This window comes from Methylophilus rhizosphaerae (assembly GCF_900100975.1).
GTDB lineage: Bacteria > Pseudomonadota > Gammaproteobacteria > Burkholderiales > Methylophilaceae > Methylophilus > Methylophilus rhizosphaerae.
The window spans coordinates 26,183-50,941 of the sequence record NZ_FNFX01000005.1; the positions used below are offsets into that span (position 1 = coordinate 26,183).

Below are 24,759 nucleotides of genomic sequence, written 5' to 3' on the forward strand. Positions count from 1 at the left end.
CCTGTTTTTTAATGCGCCTATCTCGACCTAAATATTCATGGCTTAAATATTCATGCCGCCAGACACTTCAATTCTCTGCGCATTTACCCAGCGATTGTTTTCTGACAGCAAGGCAGTAATCATCGGGCCAATATCGTCCGGCACACCCACCCGGCCCAGCGCTGTTTGCGACGCAATAAACGCATTCACATCCTTGTTATCACGCACCAGGCCCTGGCCAAAGTCAGTTTCAATCGCGCCAGGCGCAACGGTATTCACGGCAATCTGCCTGGCACCCAGTTCTTTTGCCATATAACGGGTCAACACTTCAATCCCCCCTTTCATGGCGGCATAAGCGCTGTAGCCTGGCAAGGTAAAGCGTGCCAGGCCGCTGGAGATATTCACAATACGTCCGCCATCCGCCAGTAGCGGCAGCAGTTTCTGGGTCAGGAAGAATGTGGATTTCAGGTGGATATTCACCATACTGTCAAACATTTCCTCGCTGGTCTCGGCAAAAGGCGCATGGATACCCGTACCGGCATTATTCACCAGGAAATCAAATTGCTGCGTTTGCCAATTGGCCTGCAATGCCTGCTTCAAATTGTCCGTAAATGCGGCAAACGTTTTAGCCTGCGCAACATCCAGTTGCAAAGCGACTGCCTGGCGACCCAGGGCCTTAATTTCATCAACAACCTCCTGGGCCAATGCCTGCTGGCTATGATAGGTCAGCACCACATCGATACCCTGCCTTGCCATCGCCAATGCAGTATTCTTACCCAAGCCACGGCTGGCACCTGTGATTAATCCAATTTTTGCACGCATGTGTTATCTCCTGTTGTGATCAAATGTATACGCAGTTTATTGATTACAAGTTCAAAGATAAATAATCAACATTTGATTATACTGTTCAATATTCATGAACAATTTATACCACTACCGGTAAGACTATGGATAGTAATGAAGGTTTGAAACGCTTTGTACGTGTGGCCGAACTTGGTAGCTTTACCAAAGCGGCTGAGAGTCTTGGATTGCCCAAAGCCAGCATTTCGCAGGCGGTGCAGCAGCTGGAGAGCAAACTGCAAACCCAGCTGTTTCACCGTACTACACGTAAGGTACAGCTGACACCGGATGGGCAATTGTTTTATGAAAAAAGCAAAAATGTACTCAGCGAAATTGAGGAACTGGAAACCTTGTTCATCAGTGATGACCGGCAGGTTTCAGGGTTAATTCGCGTCAATATGTCGCATCCGATGGCGCGCCACCTGGTTATCCCTGCCCTGCCTGCCTTTCTGCAACGTTATCCCAACCTGACCATAGATATCAGCAGTGAAGATCGCAAAGTAGACCTGATCAGCGAAGGCTATGACTGTGTGGTGAGAACCGGCGAAGCCGAAGAAACCGGTATGTTTATGCGCAAAATCGGCGAAATGCAGCAAACCAACTTTGTCAGCCCGTCTTATATTACGGCATATGGTGAGCCTGAAACCCTTGCTGACCTGGAGCATCATTACCTGATCCATTACCAGACCAGCAGCCACAAACGCTTTGATGCCTTTGAATATCGCGCAGGTGATCAAGTCCATGCCTGCAAAATGAACAGCCGTATTTGCGTCAACAATACCGATGCCTACCGTGCCGCCTGCGCAGCCGGGCTCGGCATTATGCAGGCACCCAGATTCGGCGCACACGAGTTACTGCGTAGCGGTGACCTGGTAGAAGTGTTGCACGACTACACCGCGCCACCCATGCCTGTTTCCATCCTCTTTCCCCACCGGCGCAACTTGTCAAAACGGGTGCGTATTTTTATGGACTGGCTGACTGAAACCATTGTGGCGCAGCTTTAATTATTTAAGGAATTACGAGTATTCGGAGGGGGGTACGCCAAAATGCCGTTTGAACATGGCGGTAAATGCGCTTGGACTGGCGTAGCCGCAATCGAGCGCCACATCAATAATTTTATCGCCAGCCGCCAGCCTGCGTATTGCAATAAATAACCTGGCCTGCTCGCGCCACTGTGCGAAACTCATGCCGGTTTGCTTGAAAAATACTCGATGAATGGTTTTGGATGAAACCGCCAGCTTTCCCGCCCACTGTGCTGCGGTAGAAGTATCTGCCGGGTAGTTGATCAGGGCGTTACATATTTCGCCAATACGAGGGTCAGCAGGCATGGGCAGGAATAAAGGCAACACATCTGCACCGTGCAATTCATCAATCAGCAGTTGCATCACACGCTCATCCCTGCTGCCAACCGCATAATTTAACGGGATTGAAGTTGCCGCCACAATCAGCTCCCGCAGCAAGGGGGAAACATTCAGCACACGGGTTTTGGCAGGCAGCGCATCGACTTTTGATGTATCAATAAACACCGTACGCATCTGCACATTGCCAGACATTTTCACGTCATGTGCTTCTCCCGCCTGGACCCATAATGCCCGGTTAGGCGGAATCACCCAGGCACCGCCAGCCACGTTGATCATCATCATGCCTTCAATCGCAAACAGCAATTGCCCGCGCGGATGGCTGTGCCAGCCAGTCGAGGTGCCTGTGGGCCAATTGACATCCATGGCGGCCATGGGCCGTAGTGCATCATGAAAATCCAGGTATTTTTTTGACGGATCAGTGCTCATTGCCGAAAATGTCCCAAATACGACATATATTGTCACTATAGAGCGAGACGGACCTGATTCAAAGCCTTATATTGGCTGCACGATTTAATTGAATATCGACACGACTATGGAAAACATCGCAACCCCTGCTTCAAATCCCGCAACCCACCAGAGGCAACTCCCGCCGGTGCAGCCTGAAGGATTCATTTTCAAAGTGGTCGGCGCAGCCGCCTTTGCGCACTTGCTCAACGACCTGATACAGGCGGTATTACCCTCTGTCTATCCCATGCTGAAAACCAGTTTTGCGCTGAGCTTTGCCCAGATAGGCTGGATTTCACTGGTCTACCAGGTCACGGCTTCCTTGCTGCAACCGTGGATAGGCTTATATACCGACAAACACCACAAGCCTTACCTGCTGCCATTGGGCATGGGCGTCACCTTGCTGGGCGTCGGCATGCTGGCCATTGCCAGCAGCTATACCATGTTGCTGATCGCCTCCTCCCTGATTGGGGTGGGCTCATCCACCTTTCACCCGGAAGCATCACGCGTGGCACGGCTGGCTTCGGGCGGGCGTTTTGGCACGGCACAATCGACGTTCCAGGTCGGCGGCAATACCGGCTCTGCCATCGGCCCCTTGCTGGCCGCGCTGATCGTGATTCCGTTCGGGCAAGTGGCGATTGGCTGGTTCATGCTGGCGGCATTACTGGCCATCTGGGTGCTGTTGAAAATTACCCGCTGGCGTGTACGCCATGCACATGCCCATCTCATGGCGGCAAAACAGCATGTGACTGCACACCTGAGCCGGCACCAGATTATCCGCGCCCTGGTCGTGATTGCCATCCTGATGTTCGCCAAGTTTGTGTATATCGCCGCTTTCACTAATTACTTCACGTTTTACCTGATTGAACGGTTTGGCTTGGCGGTACAACAATCGCAATTGTATTTATTCGCCTTCCTGGCAGCCGTCGCACTCGGCACCTTCGCCGGTGGCCCGGTCGGGGACAAAATAGGCCGCAAGGCCGTGATCTGGACATCTTTTCTGGGCGTGGCGCCATTTGCCCTGTTGCTGCCCTATGCCAATCTTTTCTGGACGGCTGCGCTGTCAGTCGTGGTTGGCCTGGTCATGTCATCGGCATTTGCCGCGCTGGTGGTGTATGCGCAAGAAGCGGTACCTGGACGGGTGGGCATGGTGTCAGGGGTGATGTTTGGCCTGATGTTCGGCATTAGCGGCATAGGCGCCGCCGGCCTGGGCATGCTGGCAGACTCACTGGGCATCGTCTGGGTGTATGGCATCTGCGCTTACCTGCCGTTGCTGGGTATCATGACGGCACTATTGCCTGATACACGACCGCTCAAACAATAACACTTTCCGGTTATTCAGGCGAGGCCAGGCTCACTCCCTGGCCTCTTTTTCAATCAACGCCTGCTTGCGTGCCAGCCCCCAGCGGTAACCGGAAAGCGAACCATCATTGCGGACAACCCGATGACAGGGAATCACCACGGCCAACGTATTGGCAGCACAGGCACTGGCAACGGCGCGTACCGCTTTCGGCTGGCCAATCCGGCTGGCAAGTTCGCTGTAACTCAGCGTCGTACCGTAAGGAATTTCGCGCAAAGCCTGCCATACCCGTTGCTGGAACACCGCTCCCTGGATATCCAGCGGCAAATCCAGCTGGTCGGGCCTGCAACGCTTGCAAGGACGGAAACCAGCGTGCTCCGCTGCCGCAGCAGTGGCATGAAACTCGACATTTTCGGGATTAGGCTGGCGCACGCCACAAGAGGGCCGGCAATACACGCCTGTGGTTTTCACTGAATAGAAAAACTGCCCATCCGCGCTGACATCCCGTGCCAGCACTTGCTGCCAGCGCGGGTCGAGCATCTGCATTTTTGTCTCTTTATTCATCGTATTGAATTAAGTCTTTATGAATGAATGACATTAGACCTGACCCCCAGGAGGTAAACACTCCGATACTTGCTTTTGAATGCCTGCACACAAAAGAGTATGCCAGCATCACACACGCACTCAATGAATATTTGCGACGAAAAAAACGGGGCCTCAGCCCCGTAACTTGTACATCTGCAAGTTAGAGATTTACAAGGAGGTGATCCACTGTACGACTTCTTTAAATTCGTCATCGCTTAATTTTCCGGCGTTAGGCGGCATAGGCAGTACACCCCAGCTACCCCGGCCACCTTCCTTGATTTTTTTAATCAGCATGTCCTGCACGTCCTGGCCTTTGTATTTGGCAGCCACTTCTTTGTAACCAGGACCGACTTTACGTGAGTCCACATTGTGGCACGCCAGGCAGCCGCCTTTGTCGGCAAGGGCCAAGCCGTCGGCCAGTACAGTTTGTGTATTTAAACCCAGGGAGGCCGCTAACAGCAGTGCCGCGCCTGTGGCTTTGGACGGTCGGCCAGATGAAGCAAATGGTTGAGTATGCATAATGTTCCTGAAATCCAAAATAATTGCGGTAATCAAATTCTAAAGCTGGCCATGGCGCCCGAATGGCAAGAATCGGCATGAGTTACAACGCTGACATACTGGCGTCAAACAAGCATGCTCCAGGCCTTGCCAGGTAGAGAGGAAGCACCTAATCCTGGCTGACAACAGGAATGCCTTTAAACGAACCCGCACGCTTCAGGTTCAGGCTCATGGCTAATGCGCCGGTGGAACACTGATCCAGGCAGGCGCCGCAACGCGTACAATCCCCATGAGTCACCAGGTCCGCCTTCCTGGCCACTACCGGCGCCAGCACATGCGGTTCCGGGCAGACTTTGATACATTCGGCACAGCCATTGCAGGCGCCGGATTGCGTCGCCTTGACACGCAAGCGGCCATAGCGGCCAAGTTCGGAATAAAACGCACCGACCGGGCACAGATGGCTGCACCAGCCGCGGCGTGTCACGAAAATATCGAACAGGAAAATACTCGCCAGCACCATCGCACCCGTCATGGAGCCCCACATCAGCTCGCGCTGGAACTGGGTGATAGGATTGACCATTTCCCACGCCAGCTTGCCGGATAGCAGTGACAGTAACAGGGATAGCAACAGGATCGCCACGCGCAGGTTTTTCGACAGCGTGAAATTGCTTTTGATATGCAGTTTCTGGCGTATCCAGTACGACAAATCCGTCAGCAGGTTGATCGGGCACACCCAGCTGCAATAAATACGGCCACCAAACAGGGCATACAAGCCAGCCACAATCAGCATGCCTATCAATGCGCTTTTACCCAGGGGAGCGCCCGCCAACAGGGATTGCAGCCAGATATAGGGATCAGTCAACCCTATGCCGAACCAGGTACTGGAGGATAAATTGCCCTGGGCGAAATAGCCCCCTTCTGGCAACTCCATCGCAAAAGCGGCAATGATTAACAACTGCATCACGCGGCGGCTGAATAACCAGCGATTGCGGTAGAAGAAGGCAAGAGTACGACGCATAGCGTTTACCAGCGGCCCACCGATTGCGCGCCTTCGACCCCCAGGCCGAGTTCGCGGGGCAACACGCGGATCGCGGCTTCGGAGAGTACGCAGTGTTTTTCGCAAGTGCCACAACCGGTGCATTTACTGCTATCTACCGTAGGAATCTGCAGCAAACCTACCTCATTCTTAACCGGTTTCAACGAGATGGCTTCCCCGATAATCGGGCACACGCGCACGCAAATACTGCAGGTCAGGCCTTTGTAGTTAAGGCAGGTTTCATGCCCCACCAGCACAGCCACGCCCATATCGGCTTTCTTGATATCGGTCAGTAAAGGACTGAGCGCGCCGGTCGGGCAAGCGCGGGCACACGGAATATCGGTACACATGCGGCAGGGGTCGGTGCGTGCGACAAAATAAGGCGTACCGGTGGGTGCCGGGTCACTCCAGCTGGCCAGGTGCAGGATATCGTAAGGACAGGCTTCTACGCACAAGCCACAGCGGATGCAGGCGGCATTGAACTCCGCTTCAGGCAGCGCACCAGGTGGCCGCAGGACACTGGCGGCAGGCGCCGGGCGCGAATCCAGTATGGCTTTGCCAAACACGGTAATGACGGTAGCCGCACCCAGTTTGCGGAACACCTTGCGAAAGACTTTGCGCCGTTCAGGCTCTTCGATTTCTGCTGCTACAGATATTTTGTCTGCCATTGCGTATCTCCTGGCCGGAAAGTCCTGATGAAACAACAGAGGAAACGGGCGAAACGGAGGACGACACCCGGGTATCATTCACGTCCAGTGTGGCCCGGATGATGGGGTGTATCCAGCATTGCAGCAGAAATTCCCCCTTGGCCTCTTTTGGCACAACCCAACTGACAGTTTTGCCCGGTGTTTGCACGCCGAGATTCACCATAGTGCCATCCGGGTAAGTGACGTAGATACTGTGAGAAATATCCGAGTGGTTGCTGATCAGGATCCTGTCGCCAGCCTGCGGCACAAAATCCACCGGTGCAAACTCGTGGTCGGACAGCGTCATGGTATGCGTAGGTGCGGACGTGCTGTCAGCGGGACTGTTCATGGTCGCGCAACTCACCAGGAATAAGGTGCCAGCACCCAGCAACGTATAGAGCCCCCAGGTAGCGAATTTGCGTGGCATGCTCATCATTAATAATATATATCTCTTCATAAACACCGTTTCATTCGATCATGGCTATTGCGGCATGGCGGGCGCCTGAATGCCCAGCGGGCCGCCATCCAGGCTTTTAATAAATGCAATCAGGTCACTCTCTTCCAGCTCAGAAAGCTCAAACTGATGCATGTCGGTGGACAGGCTGGGGCGCTGGATAGCCTCACTTTTATAATGCCTGATCACGGTTTTCAGGTCGTGCATGGAGCCGTCATGCATATAGGGACCGCTAATCGGCAAGTCACGCAACGAAGGTGTCTTGAACGCATACTGCATCAAGGTGACTTCCGCCGGTACCCTGGTGCCACGCCCCAGGTCCGCACTGGCCAGGCCAATATCATGAAAGCCATCATCGGTAAAACGCCATGAGCTATGGCAGGCGGCACAATTGGCTTTATTTTTATCATTGAACACGGCGAACCCGCGCTTGGCCTCTTCGCTGATGGCCTGTTCATCGCCGTTGATCCATTGATCAAACGGCGCCTGATTGGAGACCAGTGTGCGCTGGAAACTCGCCAGTGCTTGTGTAATCCGTTCCGGATTAATCGTGTCATTGCCAAACGCCTGCGCAAACAGCGGGCGGTAGCCCTGGATCTGGTTTAAACGGTTCGCCAGGCTGGCAAGGTCAAAATTCATTTCGTGTACCGTGGTAATGGGCAAAACGGCCTGCACTTCCAGTGTGCCGGCGCGGCCATCCCACATCAGCGTACTTAACCAGGCGCTATTGAGCACCGTGGGAGTACGGCGGGCATTTTTGACACCGTCGGCTTGCAGGGGCAGGATGCGCCCGTCACTCCAGCGTTTGTCTGGTGCATGGCACGTTGCACAAGCCATTTCCCCTGTCCGTGAAAGGCGCGCATCGAAAAACAGGGTTTTTCCCAGCGTGATCTTTTCAGGGGTCAGGGGATTGGACGTGGGTGCCGGGATACTGTCCGGCCGCTTGAATTTTTCCCTGGCAGGAAGCTCAGCGGACCAGGCAGATCCCATCACCATCAGTGTGCTTGCCATTAGAATAAAGCTTCTAAACCACATACTGATTATCTTCTACATTAAAACCTGAGTTGCTTGTCCAGGATTAGCTGGCTTTACCAACGATTGGTGAAATGGTGCAGTGATAAGTCATGGCATCATTGTCAGCACCGAAACACCAGACGATGTCGTTGTTGAACTCCGGACGGTAAACCGGCAACTCACCTTGTGTATTGACGCAGTTACAACGGCCGCAAGTCTGTTTGCCACAGCAATCACGGTAAGCAATCAGGTAAGTCTGCTGGTCACCCGGGTTGAAGCAACTTGCTACCCAGGAGCTTGGGGACAGGCTGCTGCCTGGTGGGCAGGAAGTCAGCGTACCACCACAGCAGTCACACAAGTTACCGTCGATCGTACAATGGCGCCAGTAGTCACAAGCCTTGGGATCCTTGTCCTGTGGCTTGAAGCCGCTTCTGGTCAGGTTACCCGTGGTCGCAGCCTGTACTTCACCCCCCAGGCGTGAGCGGCGGTCTACCGGCAACAGTGGCAGCAAGGCTGAACCTGCCAGGAAACCACCCAGGCGGCCGATAAAACTACGTCTGCCGGTTTTGCTGGCGGTGGTCCGTGCCAGCTTCTCAATTTTTGAGTCAAACCCTGTATTTTTTTTCATTTCGTACTCTCCGTATTATTCGCGACCAGGCAATTAATGCACTTTGTTCGCGGTGACTTGTTTGAATTTGGTCGCAGTAGAATCATCTTTCAGATAATTCTGCAAAGTAGAATGGCCATGGCGAATAGTTTCAAACAGGCTTTCCACATGCTCACGGGTGTTGCACAGGCCTTTGGCCAGAATCTTGCCATCCTGGTCCAGCAATACGCCGTAAGGTACTTTTGATACCTGGTAGCGCATACCGATTTCAGCAGACACCACATACAACTCCCCATTCAGCGGGTGGTTCTGCAGGAACTCGCGGTGCTCGGCTTGTGTACCGTCACTGATCAGCACGACATCGGTCTCCTCGATGCCGGCCACGTCGCGGATGATAGGCAACAGTTTCTGGCAGATCGGGCAGGAAGGGCCTGTGAACATCAGCAGGCTTGGACGGCCTGGAGTGATGGAGCGACCCACCAGTACAGGCTGGCCGTCAAAGGTATTGGCATTGAAGATCGGGGAACGCTCGCCAACGTCCGGGCCATGATCGATCATCATCGCGCCCAGTGGCGCCGAACGCTCATGTAGCAGACCGATTTGACGGATCACCCCCAGCATCAGCGCAGCCAATGCCAGGAAAGACCCCCATAACAGCACATTTGATGCAATCAAGATTCCGTTACTCATTTGTATTTCCTTTATAAATATCTAAATTGTTTTTTGCGGTGGGAAAGCCAACAATCATGTCAGCGCCCAGATAGAGCAGAGACAGCATGGCCGCAGAAGCCAGGCCGATCAGGGCCGCCTCTACGGAAATCCCACTGATATCTAACGGGACAGCTACGGCATAGAGGCTGACTCCCGACAGGGCAAGCGCACGCAGGACATGGAACATGCCGATGCGGCTCATGCTGGTCGGGCGACGTACGCAGCCACAATCAATGTGGGTGCGTCCCCTGCCGACGTTGATGGCAATGGCGATCGCAAACAGGATGAACAGGCCAGCGGCGACGCTGGCTGCGCCTGTACGTAGCGCAGGTACCAGCAAGGCGATTGCACATCCCAGTTCCACCCAGGGCAATAACTTCGCAAAGGGGGCTACCAGGAAATTAGGCAACAGCTTGTAGTTCGCCACCACGCCCAGGAACTCGTCCTGGCTGCGAAGCTTGGGAATTGCTGCCGCGGCGAGAATCAGCGCCACAAACAATGACGCAAATATCGCAACCGTAGGATCATTCACCATCGAGTCCATAACGTTCTCACTTATCCGCAATGAAAATCATGGAAGGTGCACGGCCCAGTTCATCAATACTTGACAAGGCCTTGCCGCTCACTGCATCAAAAGTGAGCAGTGTTTTCGCTTCCTCGGACACGGCGTACAAGTACGGTTTTTCGTCCTGGCTCACGGCGATGGAGTTGATTTCATGCTTCAGCTCGATACGACGCAGGCGCTTGCCGGAAGTCGCGTCAACCACGAACACATAACGGCTAGGCAGTTTGTGTGTCCATTTTTCACGCTGGTCGGCCAGCAGGTACAGCTCGTTACGGGCTTTGTGGAAAGCAATGGTTTGCCAGCCACCCGGGCGCCATTTATCAGCCTTTTCCTTATCCGTAAACACTTCAATCGGCTTGAGGAACTCGGCACCGGATTCAGATAATTTGGCCTGGAAAATCTTGCCTTCATACGTCGGCCAGGCCAGGTGGTTATTTGAATTGGAGTAGTATGGGTTATTCAGTAAATACTCTTTTTCAGTATGGAAAACCTTGGTTGGCTTCTGCTTGGTATTGCCCTTGGCATCATAGGTAAACTGCATCAAAGAACCGTCTCTACAGTGCATGAAGAAGTTCTGATTGGCCGTTGGGAAAATATGGTAGCAATCAGGCACGTTCATGATCTTCACGAAAGCCTTTTGTTGCAGATCAACCAGACCTACACCTGGTGAGGGTGAGAATTGCTGGAACAGCAGGTGCTTGTCATCAACACTCAAGCCAGCCGTACGCTCAAATACACCGGTCAGGAAACGACCTTCAGGAATGTCGATATCGGCGATAGGCTGATGCGTTTGGGTGTCTATCAACTCCAGATAGTCATCACGCTTGCCACGGGCCACGCGGGAGTACATGGTGTTGGCAATGGCCAGAAACTTGCCATCTGAAGCCACCATGACGTTTGGCAATTTACCGGCATCGGTCATGCCCAGTAATTTGCTGGATTTGCCATCTATCGTATACACGGTAGACGTCATATGGAAATTACCTGGGTCCAGCACATAGACGCGCTTGGAATCGCTGGCTGGTGCAATGGCGATAGAAGTCTCGTCCTGCAACTTGGCAGTAATTTCCGAACCGAGCTGGTTAGGCGTTGCATCTGCCATCGCCATGCTGCTGGATAACATGAGTGCTGCTAGTACTAACCCTCCAGCGTAGCCTTTAGTTTGCTTCGCTTGACGAATCACCGATGGATGATCGAGTGTTGTCATAAATCCTCCTGATATTTTTAAATGGATGACATCTTCTGATTTCATGTCAGGTTTACAGCACCAGCAGCATTAAGGCTGCGGAACCGATCGCCAGTAACAGGAAACCATCGATTTCTACTGCGCTTTCCTGCCAACGGGCCAGCCAGGCTTGGACTGACTGATCCTTAACAGGTAAGAAGTTAACCGCTACAGGCAGGCAGCGGCCGATATTGAAAATGGCAATGGCGGCAATGGCTGCTTTTACGCCACCGCTGAACAAGGCCACGCCAGTCACGATGTACAGCATGGGTGTTTGCACATAGGTCAGGTAGTTCATGCCCAGTGAAAAGCCATACAGCAAACCGATGACGGAAGATCTGAAGCGGAAGCGCGCATCATGTGGCACCTGGGCGCGGCGTTGCGGATAAGGCATGCGCAGGAAACCGAACTGGTGTGCACCGTAAGCAAGAGCCAGAATAGCCAGGCCAGCGATGGCATACTGTGCAGGCGCTTCCGAGAACAGCAACCAGCCGGTAAAGCCCAGCATGCTGCCCAGAATCACGGCACCAATGGCATAACCCACCGCATGGGTGAAGAAGGTTGGCGCCCAGCGCATCACTGAACCGAACGAGTAGCGGCCTGCCGGTCTGAGCAGGCTCAGGCTGGAATAGCCACATGGCGACCAGGTAGACAGCAAACCACCCACAAATGCCAGTAACACAAATAGAGATGTGAGTGCTGTTTCCATAGGCATGCTGCCATGCATAAGTTTGCCGGCGAATACACCAGAAACCAGCGCAGTCACCATCATGACGAAGCGTGTGCCTGTCGATTGCGATTTTGAAAAATGATACGCATCAGGGACACAGGTCTCGGCTGCGTAAGGTTGGGACGCACGGCTATTCACTGCTGCCCCCATGTTCATACTCATATTTCCTCCTTCGGCCTTCAGGCCCGGTGTTGTTTGAATGAAGCTCCAATATAGCCAGCTTCATTCATGCGCTTTAGCAAAAATCGGCATATCCCTTTTGTGAACTATTGATGAAGGCCAAGTGATGCCATTTTTTGCTATTGGGGGAAAAGCCCCCTCCTTCATGTGATGGATGCAAGCGATGGAAGGGGCGATCAATCCGCAGGTGGCGGCAGTGCCGGAATATGGATACAGGCTGCTTGAACCCGTCACCCCACTGATCCGCCATCACGATTGCCCGCCTGCCTTACATGCTCAGGCGCAAATATCCAAACAATTTGTTCCTGGCGGTTTTGTAACCATCGCCGGCGACATACCAGTCGTCATCCGCATCCAGTACGAAATAACTTAAACCGGCATTCCAGCCCTTCAGGCTGCCAATCGCAAAATCTTTATTGATGCCGACCGAATAGTCGGTGTAATCCGCAATGTGGTAGTTATGCACCGATTGATGCCCCACATGAAACACCCAGTTGATGCCGGTATCCGGCCACTGCGTGGTGTAACTGGCTTCAATATAATGGCTGCCCTTGGAGTCACCGGTCCCCATTTCGTGATGGCCTATCATGCCGTGTCCCATGGAGACCGTATTGACGCCGAACCAGTCTGTCAGCGAATGTGAGTACTTGAGGTTGAACTGCTTGTAATCCACCGCCGCATTGAGTTCAGTCACGTGCGGATGCTGGTGGACATAGTGATTATTTTGCGGGTAATAATAGGTAATCAGGCCGGTGGTCAGTGTGAGCTCATTGGCAAAGGCTTTCTTCCATCCACCATACAGGTCAATCTCGTAGGTATTGCCATAAATGGCGTCTTTATTCACATTGGTATAACCCAGACCCAGGAAGAAGCCATTATCATGGCTGTAGTCAATGGCAGCCTGGGCAGTGACATGGCCGCGACCATATGAAATGCCCCGGAACAGGTAATCGCTGTACAAGCCCGCATTGCCTGAAAGATGATGTGGCGATGCACTGAAGGCATCCCCCTCGCCGGTCGCAGTCATGCTGCCCTCTTCCGCCTGCCCGCAGGCGCTTAATCCCGATAGCACGGCGGCCAGCAGGCACGCTGTCTTTTTCCTTCGCATACAAACCCTCTCAAATAGTGATTGCTGTTTTAATTAGTGCTTACCAGGCAGGCTTGAAAGGAGCGGAAGGAGCAAGGGAAGCGGTGTTAAACCAGCGCCAACCCGTTTGCCGGATGCCTGAAATGCCCCTGCAGTGCCGTCATGCACACTTCATTTCAGCATCCATGCTATTGTGATATCCCCACCTGTTGCCTGCGGCAAGCTGGTAAACATGCATGAAGCGATGTGACGATAACGGTGTTCATGAAGGGGGTGTGACAAGAAACGGCAAACCTCTCTTTTTTGATAAAAAACCGTGCGGGTTATGCCATTTATTGCTATTCAAGCGGCAACTTCATCTCTACAGTAGACTTTCCAAGAGTATTTCCAGAGGAAAACAGGCCGATTAAGGTCGACGCAGCACGGAAATACAAAAAAGAACAACAAAAACAGCAGATTAGTCAATATTTATTGATATAAATGGACTTTTTTGACAGATACAACCCCGTACGTTGGAGGGTTGATATCAGGAGCGATAACATGGGGTTTAAAGAAACTTTTCTCGACATTGACCCGCTGGTCGATGCGAGCTTTCATCTGGTGAGACGCAACACCACCGACGTGCTTGAGCAGGCCGAGGCGGTGCCGTTCTGGTCCCAGGACTATACACAACTGGCCAAGGGCTCGTTCTCTGGTTCAGTCAACAGCATCAGTCATAACGGTATCCAGATTTTCACGGAGACCATGAACCGTGCCGTCGACCAGATTGCCAGCGCGCCGCAGGATTGTTACGTGATTGGCCTGCCGACCATTATTGAAGGCGAGGCAAGCTGGGGCTTGCTGCCGGTGAGGACACACTCGCTGATCACACTCGATAAAAATGCCGAGCTGTACTTCAAGACCTCGATGATTTCGGAAATCACCGTGGCCGTCATTCCGGCCAGGCGGCTCGAAGAATACGCCGAGAAAATTGACTGGATAGATTTCCGCAAGGTGATGAGTACAATCAAACCGGTGGAACTGCTGCATCCCAATGTGGCCAGGCTGTTACTGACCACCTTGATGTATGGCATGGAGTTCGACACCAGTGATGCCCAGGACATCAATCTGCAGGAAAAATGGCAAAGCTTTGAAGAGGATCTCATGTCCGCCTGCCTGCACGCCCTGTTCCACGCCAGTGAAAACACCCATCCGCATTTTGATCACAGAATCCCGCGCTATATTGTCAACCGCGTCCGGAGCTCTACCTTAACCAATCCGGCGTTTCCGCTATCAATCGAAGAACTCTGTCTTTCCCTCAGGGTCAGCCGCAGGACACTGAATCACGCCTTTATCAGGGTACTTGGCATCACGCCAGTCTCCTATATGCGTAATGTACGCCTGCAGCGTATCCGGCAGGAGCTGCTGAATGCACCCAAGGATTTCTCCAGCATCGCCCATGTCGCCACCAAATGGGGGTTCTGGCACATGAGCCTGTTTTCCCGCTATTACCGGGAGCTATTCGGCGAGTGTCCGATTGATACACTGCAAAGAGCAAAAAGCCATAAGTGACCTTATGGCTTTTTTTATATCTACCGGTGATTCAGGGATTGGGCAGTAGCTGCGCACCTTCCCGGTCACGCTTGTAAACCAGCGCACTCGCCACCAGCACGCCCAGTTCATACAACAGCCATAACGGGATTGCCAGCATACATTGCGAAATGATATCGGGTGGCGTGAAAATCGCGCCAATCACAAACGCGCCGACAATCACATAACTCCTGACCGCTTTCAGTGTACTGATATCCACCATGCCCATATAGGCAATGGCGACCACGATGACCGGGGTTTGAAACGATACCCCGAACGCCAGCATGATAGACACCAGGAAATCCAGGTAATTGCCGATTTCGGTCATCACCGCCACCCCGGCAGGCGCACTGCCGATAATAAATTTGAAGACGACCGGGATCACTACATAAAAGGCAAAGCCTGCCCCCAGCAGGAACAGCACGATGCTGGACAGTACGCCGATGACACTGACCAGCTTCTCTTTGGGGTACAAACCCGGTTGTACAAACTTCCACACCTGGTACAAGGTGTTGGGCAAACTCAGGGCAATCGCCACATACAGCGCGATTTTCAGGGGAATCAGGAATGGCGAGGTGACCGACGTTGCAATCATCTGGCCGCCGGCCGGCAACTGGCTCAACAACGGGGCGACAAAAAACTGGTGCAACTGATTGGCAAACGGCAAGGTCACCGCCAATGCGAGCAGCAAGCCGATCACGATACGTATGCAGGTAGTCCTCAGCGCATAAAAGTGGCTCATGGTCTCGGTGAGGGATTTTTGTTCCATGGCGGGACTCACTTCACGGCTTCTGCAACAGGTACTGCTTCAACCACTTCAGGCAGTGGCATTTCGGCAATGACTTCCGCTTCAGCCGCCTCCATGCTGATCATTTGCGACTGAAAGGCCAACAGTTTTTTCTGGGCCTCTGCCGTGGCTTTTTTCATCTGGTCCAGCGCCACTTCACGTTCCATGTCCTGCTTGATGCCGGAGACATAACGCTGTACCCGGCCATAGAGCAGGCCATAGGTCCTGGCCAGCTTGGGCAGCTTGTCAGGACCGATGACAATCAGTGCGACCACAGCGATCACGATGATCTCGGAAAAACCGACTTCAAACATTTTTGGACTGGTCTTCTATGGCAGCAGGTTGTTCATTCATCGCTTCTTTAAAACTTTTGACCGCCCCGCCCACGTCACCACCCAGGTTGCGCAGGCGCTTGGTACCAAAAATCATGGTCACCACAGCCAGCACAATCATCCAGTGCCAGATACTGAAACTTCCCATTTCTCTCTCCTTATTTGCATGTGATGCCATCATCCGCCATAAGTGTGCGTCCAGTTAGTAAAAATTGGCACAACTTGCAGGAAAGCCACGAGGATTTACCAGGTTTGCGGGATGGCACTGACCAGGTAATCCATCAACGCCCTGACCTTATTGGTCACGGCATGCTTGTCACGAAAGCAGGCATAAAACTCCAGTGGCACACTCTCAGACTGCACGGAATGACCTGCTTGCGTATCACTCACCGGACCCGCCTGGAACAAGGCCACCAGCGCGCCTGTTTCAAGGTCATCCCGTGCAACAAATGCAGCCAGGCGCGTGATACCCGCGCCCTCCACGGCCAGGCAGCGTAGCGAGTCGATGTCATTACAAACGATGCCAGGCTTGATCACCGGCGCATAGCGGATACCATTACGCTCAAATGCCCAGCCAAACAGGCGGCCATCCACCGGCACGCGATACATCAGGCAAGTGTGTGCTGACAGCTCTTCAGGTACCTGCGGCACACCCTTGCGCTGCAAATAGTCAGGCGAGGCGCAATACAGCACAGGCACCGTGGCAATTTTCCTGGCAACCAGGCCAGGTTCCAGCTGCTCCTTGAAGCGGATACTCACGTCAATCTCTTCGGTGACATGATCCAGGTTGCTGTCGGACAGCACAATTTCAATGGAAACCTTGGGAAAACTGCGGGTAAACGCCGGGATTAAAGGCATCAGCACATGCCGCCCGAAAGCTACCGAAGCACCAATCCTTAACCGTCCTTGCGGTTGCCCGTGGAACTCGGTCACCGCAGATTGTGCCCGCGCCAGCTCCTCCACCAGGTGTTGTACTTCCGCGTAATACAGCTCGCCACTTTCGGTCATCGCCAGTTTGCGCGTAGTGCGTACCAGCAGGCGGGTACCCAGGGATTTTTCCAGGCGCTGGATATTCTGGCTGGCCGCCGCAGCCGTGATTCCCTGCAACCGGGCGCCGGCGGCAATACTGCCAGCCTGTACCGCTTTGACAAAACTTTCTATGCTTCTTAATGTATCCATATCACTATCGAATGAACGTGGAGATTCGATAGTTTATCTATAAGCTGCTTCAATAATCAATCCTCTACCGGTGGCAAAAGAACCCGGATAAAGTGTCGCTTCGAAATCTGGAGTGTATGAATGAGTCAATCAAACAATCAGCGGCGGAAAATCCCCAAACGGTTTACCCCTTATGTATTCGCCTTCTTTATGGCCGGTATCATGGCGTTTTTAATGTCCATGGTGATTGTGGCCGCCAATAGTGGCATTGAGCACGGCTATTTGCTGCGCGTGGGACATGCCTATGCACTGGCCATGCCGGTCGCCTTTGTGTGCGTCCTGATGGTCAGGCCGATTGTGATGCGGCTGGTCACCGCCGTGGTGGACATCCATTAACTGGCCATGCTGGCAGTGCCTGCCAATAAGCGGCAGCATTGGTAGCCGTACCGGGGCTGGCCGGTTTTATGAGGCCGCGACATCCTCGTCACGGAAACGGTCAGCAATGTCCTGAATCTCGCTTTCAATCGCGCAGAAAGCATCCAGTACCTCCGGATCGAAGGTTTTACCACGCAGTTCACGCATCATGGCCATGGACTGTGCGTGCGGGAAGGGTTCCTTGTAGCAACGCCGGTTAATCAAGGCATCGTAAATATCGGTCACCGCCATGATGCGGCCGGAAAGCGGGATGGCAGTCCCCTGCAAGCCAAGCGGATAGCCGCTGCCATCCCATTTTTCATGGTGCGTGGCAGCAATCTCGCCGGCAATGATGAGGAAATTATCCCCTTCAATCCGGTCGGCGGCACTCAGGATAATGCGCCGGCCAAACTCGGCATGCTTGCGCATAGTGACCCACTCTTCATCCGTCAGCGGGCCGGGTTTCAGCAGGATATGATCCGGCACGCCAACCTTGCCGATATCATGCAAGGGAGCGGAGAGGAACAACAGCTGAATATATTCCTCGGTCAGGATATCGAGATAACGCCCCGTACGCTGCAACTGCCGTGCAATGGCACGCACATAATTCTGGGTGCGCTTGATATGCGCACCTGTTTCGGGATCGCGTGTTTCAGCTACGGCAGACATCGACTCAATGGTCACCTGACGCGCATTTTCCAGTTGCTGCCGCCACCGTTGTGCGTGCCGACGGTAAAAGACCTGGCGCGTCACGATACAGAGCACCTGCAACAGGCCCAGCACCAGCAATGGCACGGCCACCGGAATAACCATACCGGCATGCAGGAAGGCCGCTGTCGCCAGTGCCAGCAGCAGGGCGGCAACGGACAGGCTGACTGCAGCCAGCAGTGCCAGGCTACGCCCGCTGACGAACAGCCATCCCAACAGGCAGGCAAGCAATCCCCCCGTGACAAGCGCCACCATCCCGCCCCACACCGGCACCCGCAGCATACGGCCATCCAGGATGTTCTGTGCCAGTACCGACTGCAGCTTGAGGCCGGAAAAATTGTGGTCTACCGCAGTCACATGCAAATCATTCAGCCCGGCGGCCGAGGAGCCGATAAAAACGACCTTGCCGCGTAATGATGCTGCCTGCACGCGGCCGGCCAGCACTTCGACGGCCGGAATGCTACCGTAATGAATTGACGGACCATTGAAACGCAGCAGCGCATAGCCGGATGCATCCACCGGCACTTCGCGCTGGCCAATCCGGAGGGAAAGACCATCACGGCCAGAGGTTACGCGGGCGGACGATGCTCCCAGCACACGCATTGCGGCCGCCAAGGAAAGGCTGGCATGCATCACGCCGTGATAGGTCACCAGCAATGGCATGCGCCGTAACACGCCGTCATCATCCACTCGCATATTGATGAACCCGTTCACACGCGTCTGGCGGGCTATGGCCTCGACGTTATCCAGCACGCCAGTGGCCTGGTCAGGTGCCAGCAAATCAATACGCCCGTCAAACCCCAGCCCGGGACGCAACGGCCTGTCATCCCGCGTGGCGTGGTCAAAGTAGAAATAACGCGCACCGATCACATCGGCACGCATCATTTGCTGGCCAAGGTAACCGTCGTTATCCAGCAGGCCGGGGGGGCGCACCACCGAAAGAGATATCGACGTCAAAATCGCGCTTGAACGTCCGCCGGATTTCGCTCAGTGAAGTGCGGTCTGCCTCCGGCAGCAGGATATCCAGCGCGATGGCTGCGGGTTGCCCGGCGGCAATCCGCTCAACCAGCGCGGCGATACGGTAACGTGGCCATGGCCACTGGCCCACGGCAGCCAGGGATACTTCATCAATATCGACCACCACGGTATCACGCGCCGCTTGCCCGGGTGCAGTCTGTGCCTGCAATGTATCGAAGATCACCCGATCCAGTTGCGCCACCGGTGCCAACTGGACCAGGCCACCCACACCAACCAGCACTGCCAGTACCAGGCTGGCCGCCAGGAACACCCATGCCTGACGACGGGACAGTTTCGCGGACACAGGATGCAGGCGCTGCATGATACCGGTCTACAGAACAAAAATCTCCGCACGCCGGTTGCGTGGTTCCGGCACGCCGGGGGGCGTAGGGATCAGTGGCGCCTTGTCTCCGAAGTACTGCACATTCACCGGCAAGTCCGGCGCCATTTTCCGGAGTAGTTCCGCCACGGCATTGGCACGCCGTGCTGACAGTGCGAGATTGTAATCCGGCTTGCCAGCAGCATCGTCATAACCGAACACGGTGACTTCCGTCGGCAGGCGGGCGCGCACCACCTGCAGGACTTCAGGCAGCAAGGTAATGCGGCTACCTGTCCCGGCACAACCGGAAAGCATGGCCAGCAGCCCTAACAGGACGACGGAAAATAAATGCTTGGGATGTTTCAATACGAGAAAAGATGACATGGCAGCCTCAATTCGCTTCAATCAGGAAACGGGTTCCACGCACGCCTACCGTGGCAGTCGGCGTTTCCACCTTGACCGATTCTGGCGCCAGTTTGCCAATCTTGCCGGACTCATAAATGGCTGAACCTTTGGCCATATACAGCGAAAATGCGTATTTGTCAGCTTTAGGCTCAAATACATAATCCCGGATCAGGATATCCGCACCACTCCCCAGGGTCAGCAAGGTGCCATCCCTGAAAACAATCGCCGCGGTGGCCTTAGGTGCGGCAATCACCTGGTCATCAATCTGTAATGTGGTATCACTCGCCACGTCCAGCGTTTTTCCTGCGCGCATCACTTTAACGCTACCGGAAACACTTTTGACCAGCGCAACATGATCCCCTGCCGCCGCTGCAGGTGCAGCCAGGCAAGTAAGCCAGGCCAGGCTCAGCAGGCACAGAAATTTTTTCATTGGACTCTCCCGGAATAAGGCATGCAACCTCGAACAAGCAGCGTCAATACCAGTGTATGGCAAAGTAATGCCGGGTCACACAACGATACTGCTGATCATGATGTGATATCGGCACCGTAGCCCTGATACTTGAACCAAATCATCGACCAAACGGGTCAAAATGACCAGCAGTATTAAAAAAATTTACCTTGCTGGTTCAGCAGGATACCTGTCAGGCCATCGCCTGCCGGTAATGCGGGAAAAGTATGGAAAACATCGCTATTCAGGTGGATTCACCCGATAGAAAACAGGCACGATTTCTATTGCCCGGATTTCTTCCAGGCGCCTGATTTTTTCCAGGTATAGGTACCGCAAGTGATAAGGTAAAGAATGGCAGAGAAGATGTTGAGTACCGGGACCATGCTACGGAACGCCAGAAAAAACGCCTTACTAATGGCGTGCCTGGTGGTCGCGAATTTGCAGTTACGGAACTCCAGCAGCCCGCCAATGGCAGAGATGCACAGCGGGATCAGATAGAATGCAGACAACACTTTAAAATCCATCATTTGTTTACTCCGTATTTTTCAATGGATGCACTTGTTCAACCAGGATGACATGCATTGTATCTCATCGCCGGCGCGTGATTGATTCTGCACAACCGGAATCTTGCGGAGGCGTGCTGTTCAGCAAAGAAGGATAGTTTGTTGCCGGTGACTTTTTAATCGCGCAGGGTATTCCGGCCTGGCGGCACGGCCGTATGCGCAGGTTGTTTTTCTATGGCATTGTCATGGGTAGCTGGCGGTGTACGCTGAGGCGGTTGTTCCGGTGCCTCGCCCAAGGAAACCATGGCCACAATTGCGCCAATGGAAAGAACCAGCAATGCAAACCCCACCACGCCTGCGGCAATGGCGATAAGCGAAATGGCACTACTGGATGTCTGGCTGGAAACTGTCGGTTGCGTCATGCCGGGCACGCTCACACATTGACGGCTACATGCCGCAATCCAAACCGCACAATCAATAAAACAACTGGCATAACACGCTCCGGCAATCACGCCAGCGATTGCCAAACACGAAGCAATGCTGAGCGTTATCTCATGAATAAACTCGAGGGAAGCTCTATCATGCGGGCGTGCGACGCATCAATGTAGACAGTTGCCGCTGAATTTTCTGTAGGAATCCGCAGACAATAAAAGCCCGGCGGATATGCAGCCATGCCTGCAGTGCATATCCGGCGCCAGCTATTACTTACGCAGGCTGACCGCCAGGCGGTTCAAGGCGTTCATGGTGATAATGGTAAAAGTCAGGTCGGAGATTTCAGTATCGGTGAAATGCGGTTTGAGTGCCGCAAACACTTCGTCTGACGTGCCTGAAGTCGTGATATGTGTGACCGCATCGGCCCAGGCCAGCGCGGCGCGTTCTTTTTCCGTGTACTGGTCACTGACCTGCCAGCCGCCGACCTGGTCAATCCGTGCATCAGGTTCACCAGCCGCGCGCAGGGCCTTGGCATGCAGCCCGAGGCAATAGGCACAGCCATTGATCTGTGAAACGCGCAGGTAAATTAATTCCACCAGTGCTTTGCCCAAAGTACTTTGTTCCAGTTGCTGATTCAGTGTGGTGTAGTTTTTCATCAGCGCAGGAGAAAGCTCCCAGAATGCCAGGCGTAGTGTCATGATGTTTCCTTTCAGATTCAAAAAATAACTGAATAATTAAATGGTTGTAGATGTAAGTGTTGCCAGGATGGCCTGTGTGCGCAGCTGCGCAGCGCTCACCGCCTGTTCAGCCGCTGCCGGGCCATGGTTCATGGCTTCCAGGTAAATGAATTCAATACGGGTAATGCCAACCGTGCGCAGGATTTCGGTCAGATAGGGCGTCAGGAAATCCGGTTGCCAGGCCGGTTGCGCAGAATGATGGCCGCCAGACGACACGATGATATAAGTGTGCTTGTCACCAATCAGGCCAACCTTGCCTTGCGGCGTCAACCTGATGGTACGGTGCGCACGTACCACATGATCTACCCAGGCCTTGAGCACGGAAGGCAGCGTAAAGTTATGCATGGGCGTGGCGATCACCAGCACATCGCTAGCCTCCAGCTCCTCAATCAGGGTGTCTGACAGGCGCAGGGCTTCCTGCTCGGCCTCGTTGCGCGCACCTTCCTGTTTCTCTGATGCCAGTGTATGCGCATGCGTGACATGCGGCAGCGGCGCACGACCAAGATCCCTCAGCACCACATTGGCCGGTGACAAAACCTCCTGTAATTGGGTCACAAACGACTCGGCAAATGTGCCGCTATAAGAGCCGCTTGTTTTTGGGCTGCAGCGGATAAACAGGATATTTTTCATGTTAACTCCCTAATTCCAGCTTAATTCCTGCTTCATAGACAAAATGCATACCGGTGGCCAGCATGCCCATACGGTAATAAAAACGCTGTGCCAGCGCATTGCCCAGTCCGGTATCCAGAATCACCCGGCTGTAATGCTGTGTTTTTGCCAACTCAAAAATAAACTGCAACAAGCGCTCGCCCAGTTTCTGGCCGCGATGGTTGGCAGTGGTAACCAAATCATCCACGTAAATAAAATGGCCATGAATCAGCATTTCCTTGTCGCGATACCCGGCCAGCGCGATGGGAACGTCATCTTCCAGTGCGGCCAGCAGGCGATATCCGCGTGTTTGCATACGCTGCACTTGCGCCAGGAAGCTTTCCGCGCTGGCAAGATTGGGGCGCAACTCGCGCATGACATTGAAGCAGGCCAGAATCTCGGCCTCGCTCTCGGCGTGTTTGAGAGCGAGCTGCGTACGGGCAGCGTGTGTTGTCATGTTTACCTCCCGGTGATTGATTGTCAGGTACGCACTTTAACCAGTTGGTGACATAATGAGCAGAGCCATGTTTTCACAAAACAACTGGGCCATGATGAGGGCAACATGAATATTCATTTCGACGCAAACCACTCGCAGCCAATCTACCTGCAGATATACCAGCGCTTCCGTGAAGCCATTGCCGAAGGCCTGCTCAAACCCGGTGATCGTGTACCTTCGTTGCGCAGCCTGGCTGCCGAACTGAACCTCGCCCGGGGCACGGTGGAAACCGCCTATGCAATGCTGCTGGGTGAAGGTTACTTCCTGTCACGTGGCCAGGCCGGTACTGTCATCGCCCCGTTTTTAAGCGCACATCCCATACAACATGTTCTTACCGGGGCATTACCCCACGCACCTTCCCTGCCATTTCACAGCCAGGGCACCCGCCCGCCACCGCTCAGCCTGGGCTTGCCCGCGCTGGATGCATTTCCACGCAAACTCTGGTCCAAACTCGGCTGCCAGATTCTGAAGTCGGCCACGGCGGCGGATATGGCCTACCCCTCCCCGCTTGGCTTGATGCCCCTGCGCACGGCATTGGCCGCCTACCTGAATGTCTCCCGTGGCATTTATTGCACGCCTGCCCAGGTCATCATCACCGATGGCTATAGAGGCTCGCTGGACCTGATATGCCGTGCCTTCCTGTCACCCGGCGATCAGGTCTGGATGGAGGATCCGGGCTACCCTGCCGCCTCGGCACTGATGCGCGCCGCCGGTGGCAACATTGTGGCTGTGCCGGTGGATCAGGCGGGGATGGTAGTGAGTAGCGGCATTGCAAAAGCACCACAGGCACGTATGGCCGTGGTGACGCCATCGCACCAAAGCCCCTTGGGCGTGACTTTATCGCTGGAACGACGGTTGGCATTACTGGAATGGGCTGCCAGCCAGCAGGCCTGGATCATCGAAGATGATTACGACGGTGAATATCGCTACACCTCGCGCCCGCTGCCCGCCCTCAAAAGCCTGGATGCCCAGGATCGCGTCATTTACTGCGGCACCCTGAGCAAAGTGCTGTCACCAGCGCTCCGGCTCGCCTATGTGGTGATTCCCGCAGCACAGGTCAACCATCTCGAACACATCTGCCAGATTTTCCAGAATGGCTGCCCGTGGTTAACACAGGCCACGGTCGCCGCATTTTTCAACCAGGGTCATTTTTCCAGGCACCTGAAAAAAATGCGTTCACTCTACAAGCAGCGGCGGGAACTGCTCACCCAGGCACTCACGGAAGTTTTTGGTCAGGAAGTACGCATAGAATTGCAGGCAGGCGGCATGCACCTGGTGGTACGTCTTAATAAGGATGCTGACGACCAATACCTGGTGCAGCACCTCAACGAAGCTGGCCTGGCAGTAAAAGCACTTTCGGACTGGACACTGGAGTATCCCTGCGGGCATGGCCTGGTCATGAGTTTCACCAATGTGCACTCACTCATCTATGCCAGGGAGCTTGCACAACGTATGCGGCAAGTGGTGATGGCGAACGGGTAATG

Annotated in this window: 32 protein-coding genes; 5 read left to right on the forward strand and 27 right to left on the reverse strand. The window is 54.0% G+C overall.

From position 1 onward, the window contains the following. Positions 1–42: 42 nt before the first annotated feature. Positions 43–801 (reverse strand): SDR family NAD(P)-dependent oxidoreductase, encoded by a 759-nt coding sequence (locus tag BLP53_RS11920; protein ID WP_091472412.1) that lies wholly within the window; start codon positions 799–801, stop codon positions 43–45. A gap of 125 nt (positions 802–926) precedes the next feature. Here BLP53_RS11920 and BLP53_RS11925 point away from each other — a divergent pair, with 125 nt between their 5' ends. After that, entirely contained in the window at positions 927–1,823 is an 897-nt protein-coding gene (locus BLP53_RS11925) for a LysR family transcriptional regulator (protein ID WP_091472413.1), read from the forward strand. Positions 1,824–1,835: 12 nt separating this feature from the next. On the opposite strand, the gene BLP53_RS11930 is transcribed toward BLP53_RS11925, so the two are convergent. Beyond that, entirely contained in the window at positions 1,836–2,606 is a 771-nt protein-coding gene (locus BLP53_RS11930) for an AraC family transcriptional regulator (RefSeq protein ID WP_091472414.1), read from the reverse strand. Between the two features lie 106 nt (positions 2,607–2,712). Between BLP53_RS11930 and BLP53_RS11935 the strand changes: the two genes are divergently transcribed. Continuing rightward, positions 2,713–3,948 (forward strand): MFS transporter, encoded by a 1,236-nt coding sequence (locus BLP53_RS11935; protein ID WP_091472415.1) that lies wholly within the window; start codon positions 2,713–2,715, stop codon positions 3,946–3,948. A 30-nt stretch (positions 3,949–3,978) separates the two neighbouring features. Here BLP53_RS11935 and BLP53_RS11940 read toward each other — a convergent pair whose 3' ends face one another. From BLP53_RS11940 to BLP53_RS11995, 12 genes are all read right to left on the reverse strand, one after another. Further along, positions 3,979–4,470 carry a methylated-DNA--[protein]-cysteine S-methyltransferase gene (locus tag BLP53_RS11940; RefSeq protein WP_245652834.1) on the reverse strand — a complete coding sequence of 164 codons (492 nt, stop codon included), beginning with the start codon at positions 4,468–4,470 and terminating at the stop codon, positions 3,979–3,981. Positions 4,471–4,677: 207 nt separating this feature from the next. Then, complete coding sequence (locus tag BLP53_RS11945; protein WP_091472417.1) at positions 4,678–5,028, reverse strand: c-type cytochrome; 351 nt, start codon at positions 5,026–5,028, stop codon at positions 4,678–4,680. Positions 5,029–5,176: 148 nt separating this feature from the next. Next, positions 5,177–6,025: a quinol dehydrogenase ferredoxin subunit NapH gene (gene napH / locus BLP53_RS11950; RefSeq protein ID WP_091472418.1), complete on the reverse strand. Its 849-nt coding sequence runs from the start codon at positions 6,023–6,025 to the stop codon at positions 5,177–5,179. A gap of 5 nt (positions 6,026–6,030) precedes the next feature. Continuing rightward, on the reverse strand, positions 6,031–6,711 hold the full coding sequence (gene napG / locus BLP53_RS11955) for a ferredoxin-type protein NapG (RefSeq protein ID WP_091472419.1): 681 nt from the start codon (positions 6,709–6,711) through the stop codon (positions 6,031–6,033). Then, the gene (locus BLP53_RS11960) at positions 6,668–7,186 is read right to left on the reverse strand and encodes a methylamine utilization protein (RefSeq protein WP_091472420.1); all 519 of its coding nucleotides are present in this window, start codon (positions 7,184–7,186) and stop codon (positions 6,668–6,670) included. Before BLP53_RS11960 ends, napG begins: the two co-directional genes overlap by 44 nt. Positions 7,187–7,210: 24 nt before the next feature. Continuing rightward, positions 7,211–8,194 carry a tryptophan tryptophylquinone biosynthesis enzyme MauG gene (gene mauG / locus BLP53_RS11965; RefSeq protein WP_176755295.1) on the reverse strand — a complete coding sequence of 328 codons (984 nt, stop codon included), beginning with the start codon at positions 8,192–8,194 and terminating at the stop codon, positions 7,211–7,213. 67 nt (positions 8,195–8,261) lie between these two features. Beyond that, positions 8,262–8,825 (reverse strand): methylamine dehydrogenase (amicyanin) small subunit, encoded by a 564-nt coding sequence (gene mauA, locus BLP53_RS11970; RefSeq protein WP_091472421.1) that lies wholly within the window; start codon positions 8,823–8,825, stop codon positions 8,262–8,264. Between the two features lie 33 nt (positions 8,826–8,858). Further along, the gene (mauD, locus tag BLP53_RS11975) at positions 8,859–9,494 is read right to left on the reverse strand and encodes a methylamine dehydrogenase accessory protein MauD (protein WP_091472422.1); all 636 of its coding nucleotides are present in this window, start codon (positions 9,492–9,494) and stop codon (positions 8,859–8,861) included. Beyond that, on the reverse strand, positions 9,487–10,059 hold the full coding sequence (locus BLP53_RS11980; RefSeq protein ID WP_091472423.1) for a MauE/DoxX family redox-associated membrane protein: 573 nt from the start codon (positions 10,057–10,059) through the stop codon (positions 9,487–9,489). The genes mauD and BLP53_RS11980 overlap by 8 nt, the downstream gene beginning before the upstream one ends. 7 nt (positions 10,060–10,066) lie before the next feature. Continuing rightward, positions 10,067–11,287 carry a methylamine dehydrogenase (amicyanin) large subunit gene (gene mauB / locus BLP53_RS11985; RefSeq protein WP_245652835.1) on the reverse strand — a complete coding sequence of 407 codons (1,221 nt, stop codon included), beginning with the start codon at positions 11,285–11,287 and terminating at the stop codon, positions 10,067–10,069. A gap of 52 nt (positions 11,288–11,339) precedes the next feature. Then, a complete protein-coding gene (locus BLP53_RS11990; protein WP_091472424.1) occupies positions 11,340–12,197 on the reverse strand; it encodes a methylamine utilization protein MauF in 858 nt (285 codons plus the stop codon). 286 nt (positions 12,198–12,483) lie between these two features. Next, the gene (locus BLP53_RS11995) at positions 12,484–13,323 is read right to left on the reverse strand and encodes a TorF family putative porin (protein WP_091472425.1); all 840 of its coding nucleotides are present in this window, start codon (positions 13,321–13,323) and stop codon (positions 12,484–12,486) included. 519 nt (positions 13,324–13,842) lie between these two features. On the opposite strand from BLP53_RS11995, the gene BLP53_RS12000 reads away from it, so the two are divergent. Continuing rightward, positions 13,843–14,853 (forward strand): helix-turn-helix domain-containing protein, encoded by a 1,011-nt coding sequence (locus tag BLP53_RS12000; RefSeq protein ID WP_091472426.1) that lies wholly within the window; start codon positions 13,843–13,845, stop codon positions 14,851–14,853. A 31-nt stretch (positions 14,854–14,884) separates the two neighbouring features. Here the strand turns inward: BLP53_RS12000 and tatC are convergent, their stop codons facing one another. The 4 genes from tatC to BLP53_RS12020 all read right to left on the reverse strand — a co-directional run bounded on the left by tatC (position 14,885) and on the right by BLP53_RS12020 (position 17,169). Continuing rightward, on the reverse strand, positions 14,885–15,640 hold the full coding sequence (gene tatC / locus BLP53_RS12005) for a twin-arginine translocase subunit TatC (RefSeq protein WP_091472427.1): 756 nt from the start codon (positions 15,638–15,640) through the stop codon (positions 14,885–14,887). An 8-nt stretch (positions 15,641–15,648) separates the two neighbouring features. After that, positions 15,649–15,972, reverse strand: a complete 324-nt coding sequence (gene tatB / locus BLP53_RS12010; RefSeq protein ID WP_091472428.1) for a Sec-independent protein translocase protein TatB — start codon at positions 15,970–15,972, stop codon at positions 15,649–15,651. Continuing rightward, on the reverse strand, positions 15,965–16,138 hold the full coding sequence (gene tatA / locus BLP53_RS12015) for a Sec-independent protein translocase subunit TatA (protein WP_091472429.1): 174 nt from the start codon (positions 16,136–16,138) through the stop codon (positions 15,965–15,967). Before tatA ends, tatB begins: the two co-directional genes overlap by 8 nt. 95 nt (positions 16,139–16,233) lie before the next feature. Beyond that, positions 16,234–17,169, reverse strand: coding sequence for a LysR family transcriptional regulator (locus BLP53_RS12020; RefSeq protein WP_091472430.1), 936 nt, complete (start codon positions 17,167–17,169; stop codon positions 16,234–16,236). 120 nt (positions 17,170–17,289) lie between these two features. Here BLP53_RS12020 and BLP53_RS12025 point away from each other — a divergent pair, with 120 nt between their 5' ends. Next, the gene (locus tag BLP53_RS12025) at positions 17,290–17,544 is read left to right on the forward strand and encodes a DUF2798 domain-containing protein (protein WP_091472431.1); all 255 of its coding nucleotides are present in this window, start codon (positions 17,290–17,292) and stop codon (positions 17,542–17,544) included. Between the two features lie 66 nt (positions 17,545–17,610). On the opposite strand, the gene BLP53_RS12030 is transcribed toward BLP53_RS12025, so the two are convergent. The 9 genes from BLP53_RS12030 to BLP53_RS12065 all read right to left on the reverse strand — a co-directional run bounded on the left by BLP53_RS12030 (position 17,611) and on the right by BLP53_RS12065 (position 23,236). Continuing rightward, the gene (locus BLP53_RS12030; RefSeq protein WP_218119044.1) at positions 17,611–19,227 is read right to left on the reverse strand and encodes an HD domain-containing phosphohydrolase; all 1,617 of its coding nucleotides are present in this window, start codon (positions 19,225–19,227) and stop codon (positions 17,611–17,613) included. Next, positions 19,178–19,609, reverse strand: coding sequence for a CHASE2 domain-containing protein (locus BLP53_RS13725; RefSeq protein WP_218119045.1), 432 nt, complete (start codon positions 19,607–19,609; stop codon positions 19,178–19,180). Before BLP53_RS13725 ends, BLP53_RS12030 begins: the two co-directional genes overlap by 50 nt. Before the next feature lie 9 nt (positions 19,610–19,618). Continuing rightward, on the reverse strand, positions 19,619–19,990 hold the full coding sequence (locus tag BLP53_RS12035; protein WP_091472432.1) for an OmpA family protein: 372 nt from the start codon (positions 19,988–19,990) through the stop codon (positions 19,619–19,621). A gap of 7 nt (positions 19,991–19,997) precedes the next feature. Next, complete coding sequence (locus tag BLP53_RS12040) at positions 19,998–20,441, reverse strand: FecR family protein (protein ID WP_091472433.1); 444 nt, start codon at positions 20,439–20,441, stop codon at positions 19,998–20,000. Between the two features lie 299 nt (positions 20,442–20,740). Continuing rightward, on the reverse strand, positions 20,741–20,986 hold the full coding sequence (locus tag BLP53_RS12045; protein WP_245652836.1) for a hypothetical protein: 246 nt from the start codon (positions 20,984–20,986) through the stop codon (positions 20,741–20,743). Between the two features lie 152 nt (positions 20,987–21,138). Further along, positions 21,139–21,384, reverse strand: a complete 246-nt coding sequence (locus BLP53_RS12050) for a hypothetical protein (RefSeq protein ID WP_091472434.1) — start codon at positions 21,382–21,384, stop codon at positions 21,139–21,141. Between the two features lie 279 nt (positions 21,385–21,663). Beyond that, positions 21,664–22,092: a carboxymuconolactone decarboxylase family protein gene (locus tag BLP53_RS12055; protein WP_218119046.1), complete on the reverse strand. Its 429-nt coding sequence runs from the start codon at positions 22,090–22,092 to the stop codon at positions 21,664–21,666. A 36-nt stretch (positions 22,093–22,128) separates the two neighbouring features. After that, a complete protein-coding gene (locus BLP53_RS12060) occupies positions 22,129–22,761 on the reverse strand; it encodes an FMN-dependent NADH-azoreductase (protein WP_091472435.1) in 633 nt (210 codons plus the stop codon). Position 22,762: 1 nt separating this feature from the next. Next, positions 22,763–23,236 carry a GNAT family N-acetyltransferase gene (locus BLP53_RS12065; protein ID WP_091472436.1) on the reverse strand — a complete coding sequence of 158 codons (474 nt, stop codon included), beginning with the start codon at positions 23,234–23,236 and terminating at the stop codon, positions 22,763–22,765. A gap of 105 nt (positions 23,237–23,341) precedes the next feature. On the opposite strand from BLP53_RS12065, the gene pdxR reads away from it, so the two are divergent. Next, entirely contained in the window at positions 23,342–24,757 is a 1,416-nt protein-coding gene (gene pdxR / locus BLP53_RS12070; protein ID WP_091472437.1) for a MocR-like pyridoxine biosynthesis transcription factor PdxR, read from the forward strand. Positions 24,758–24,759: the final 2 nt, after the last annotated feature.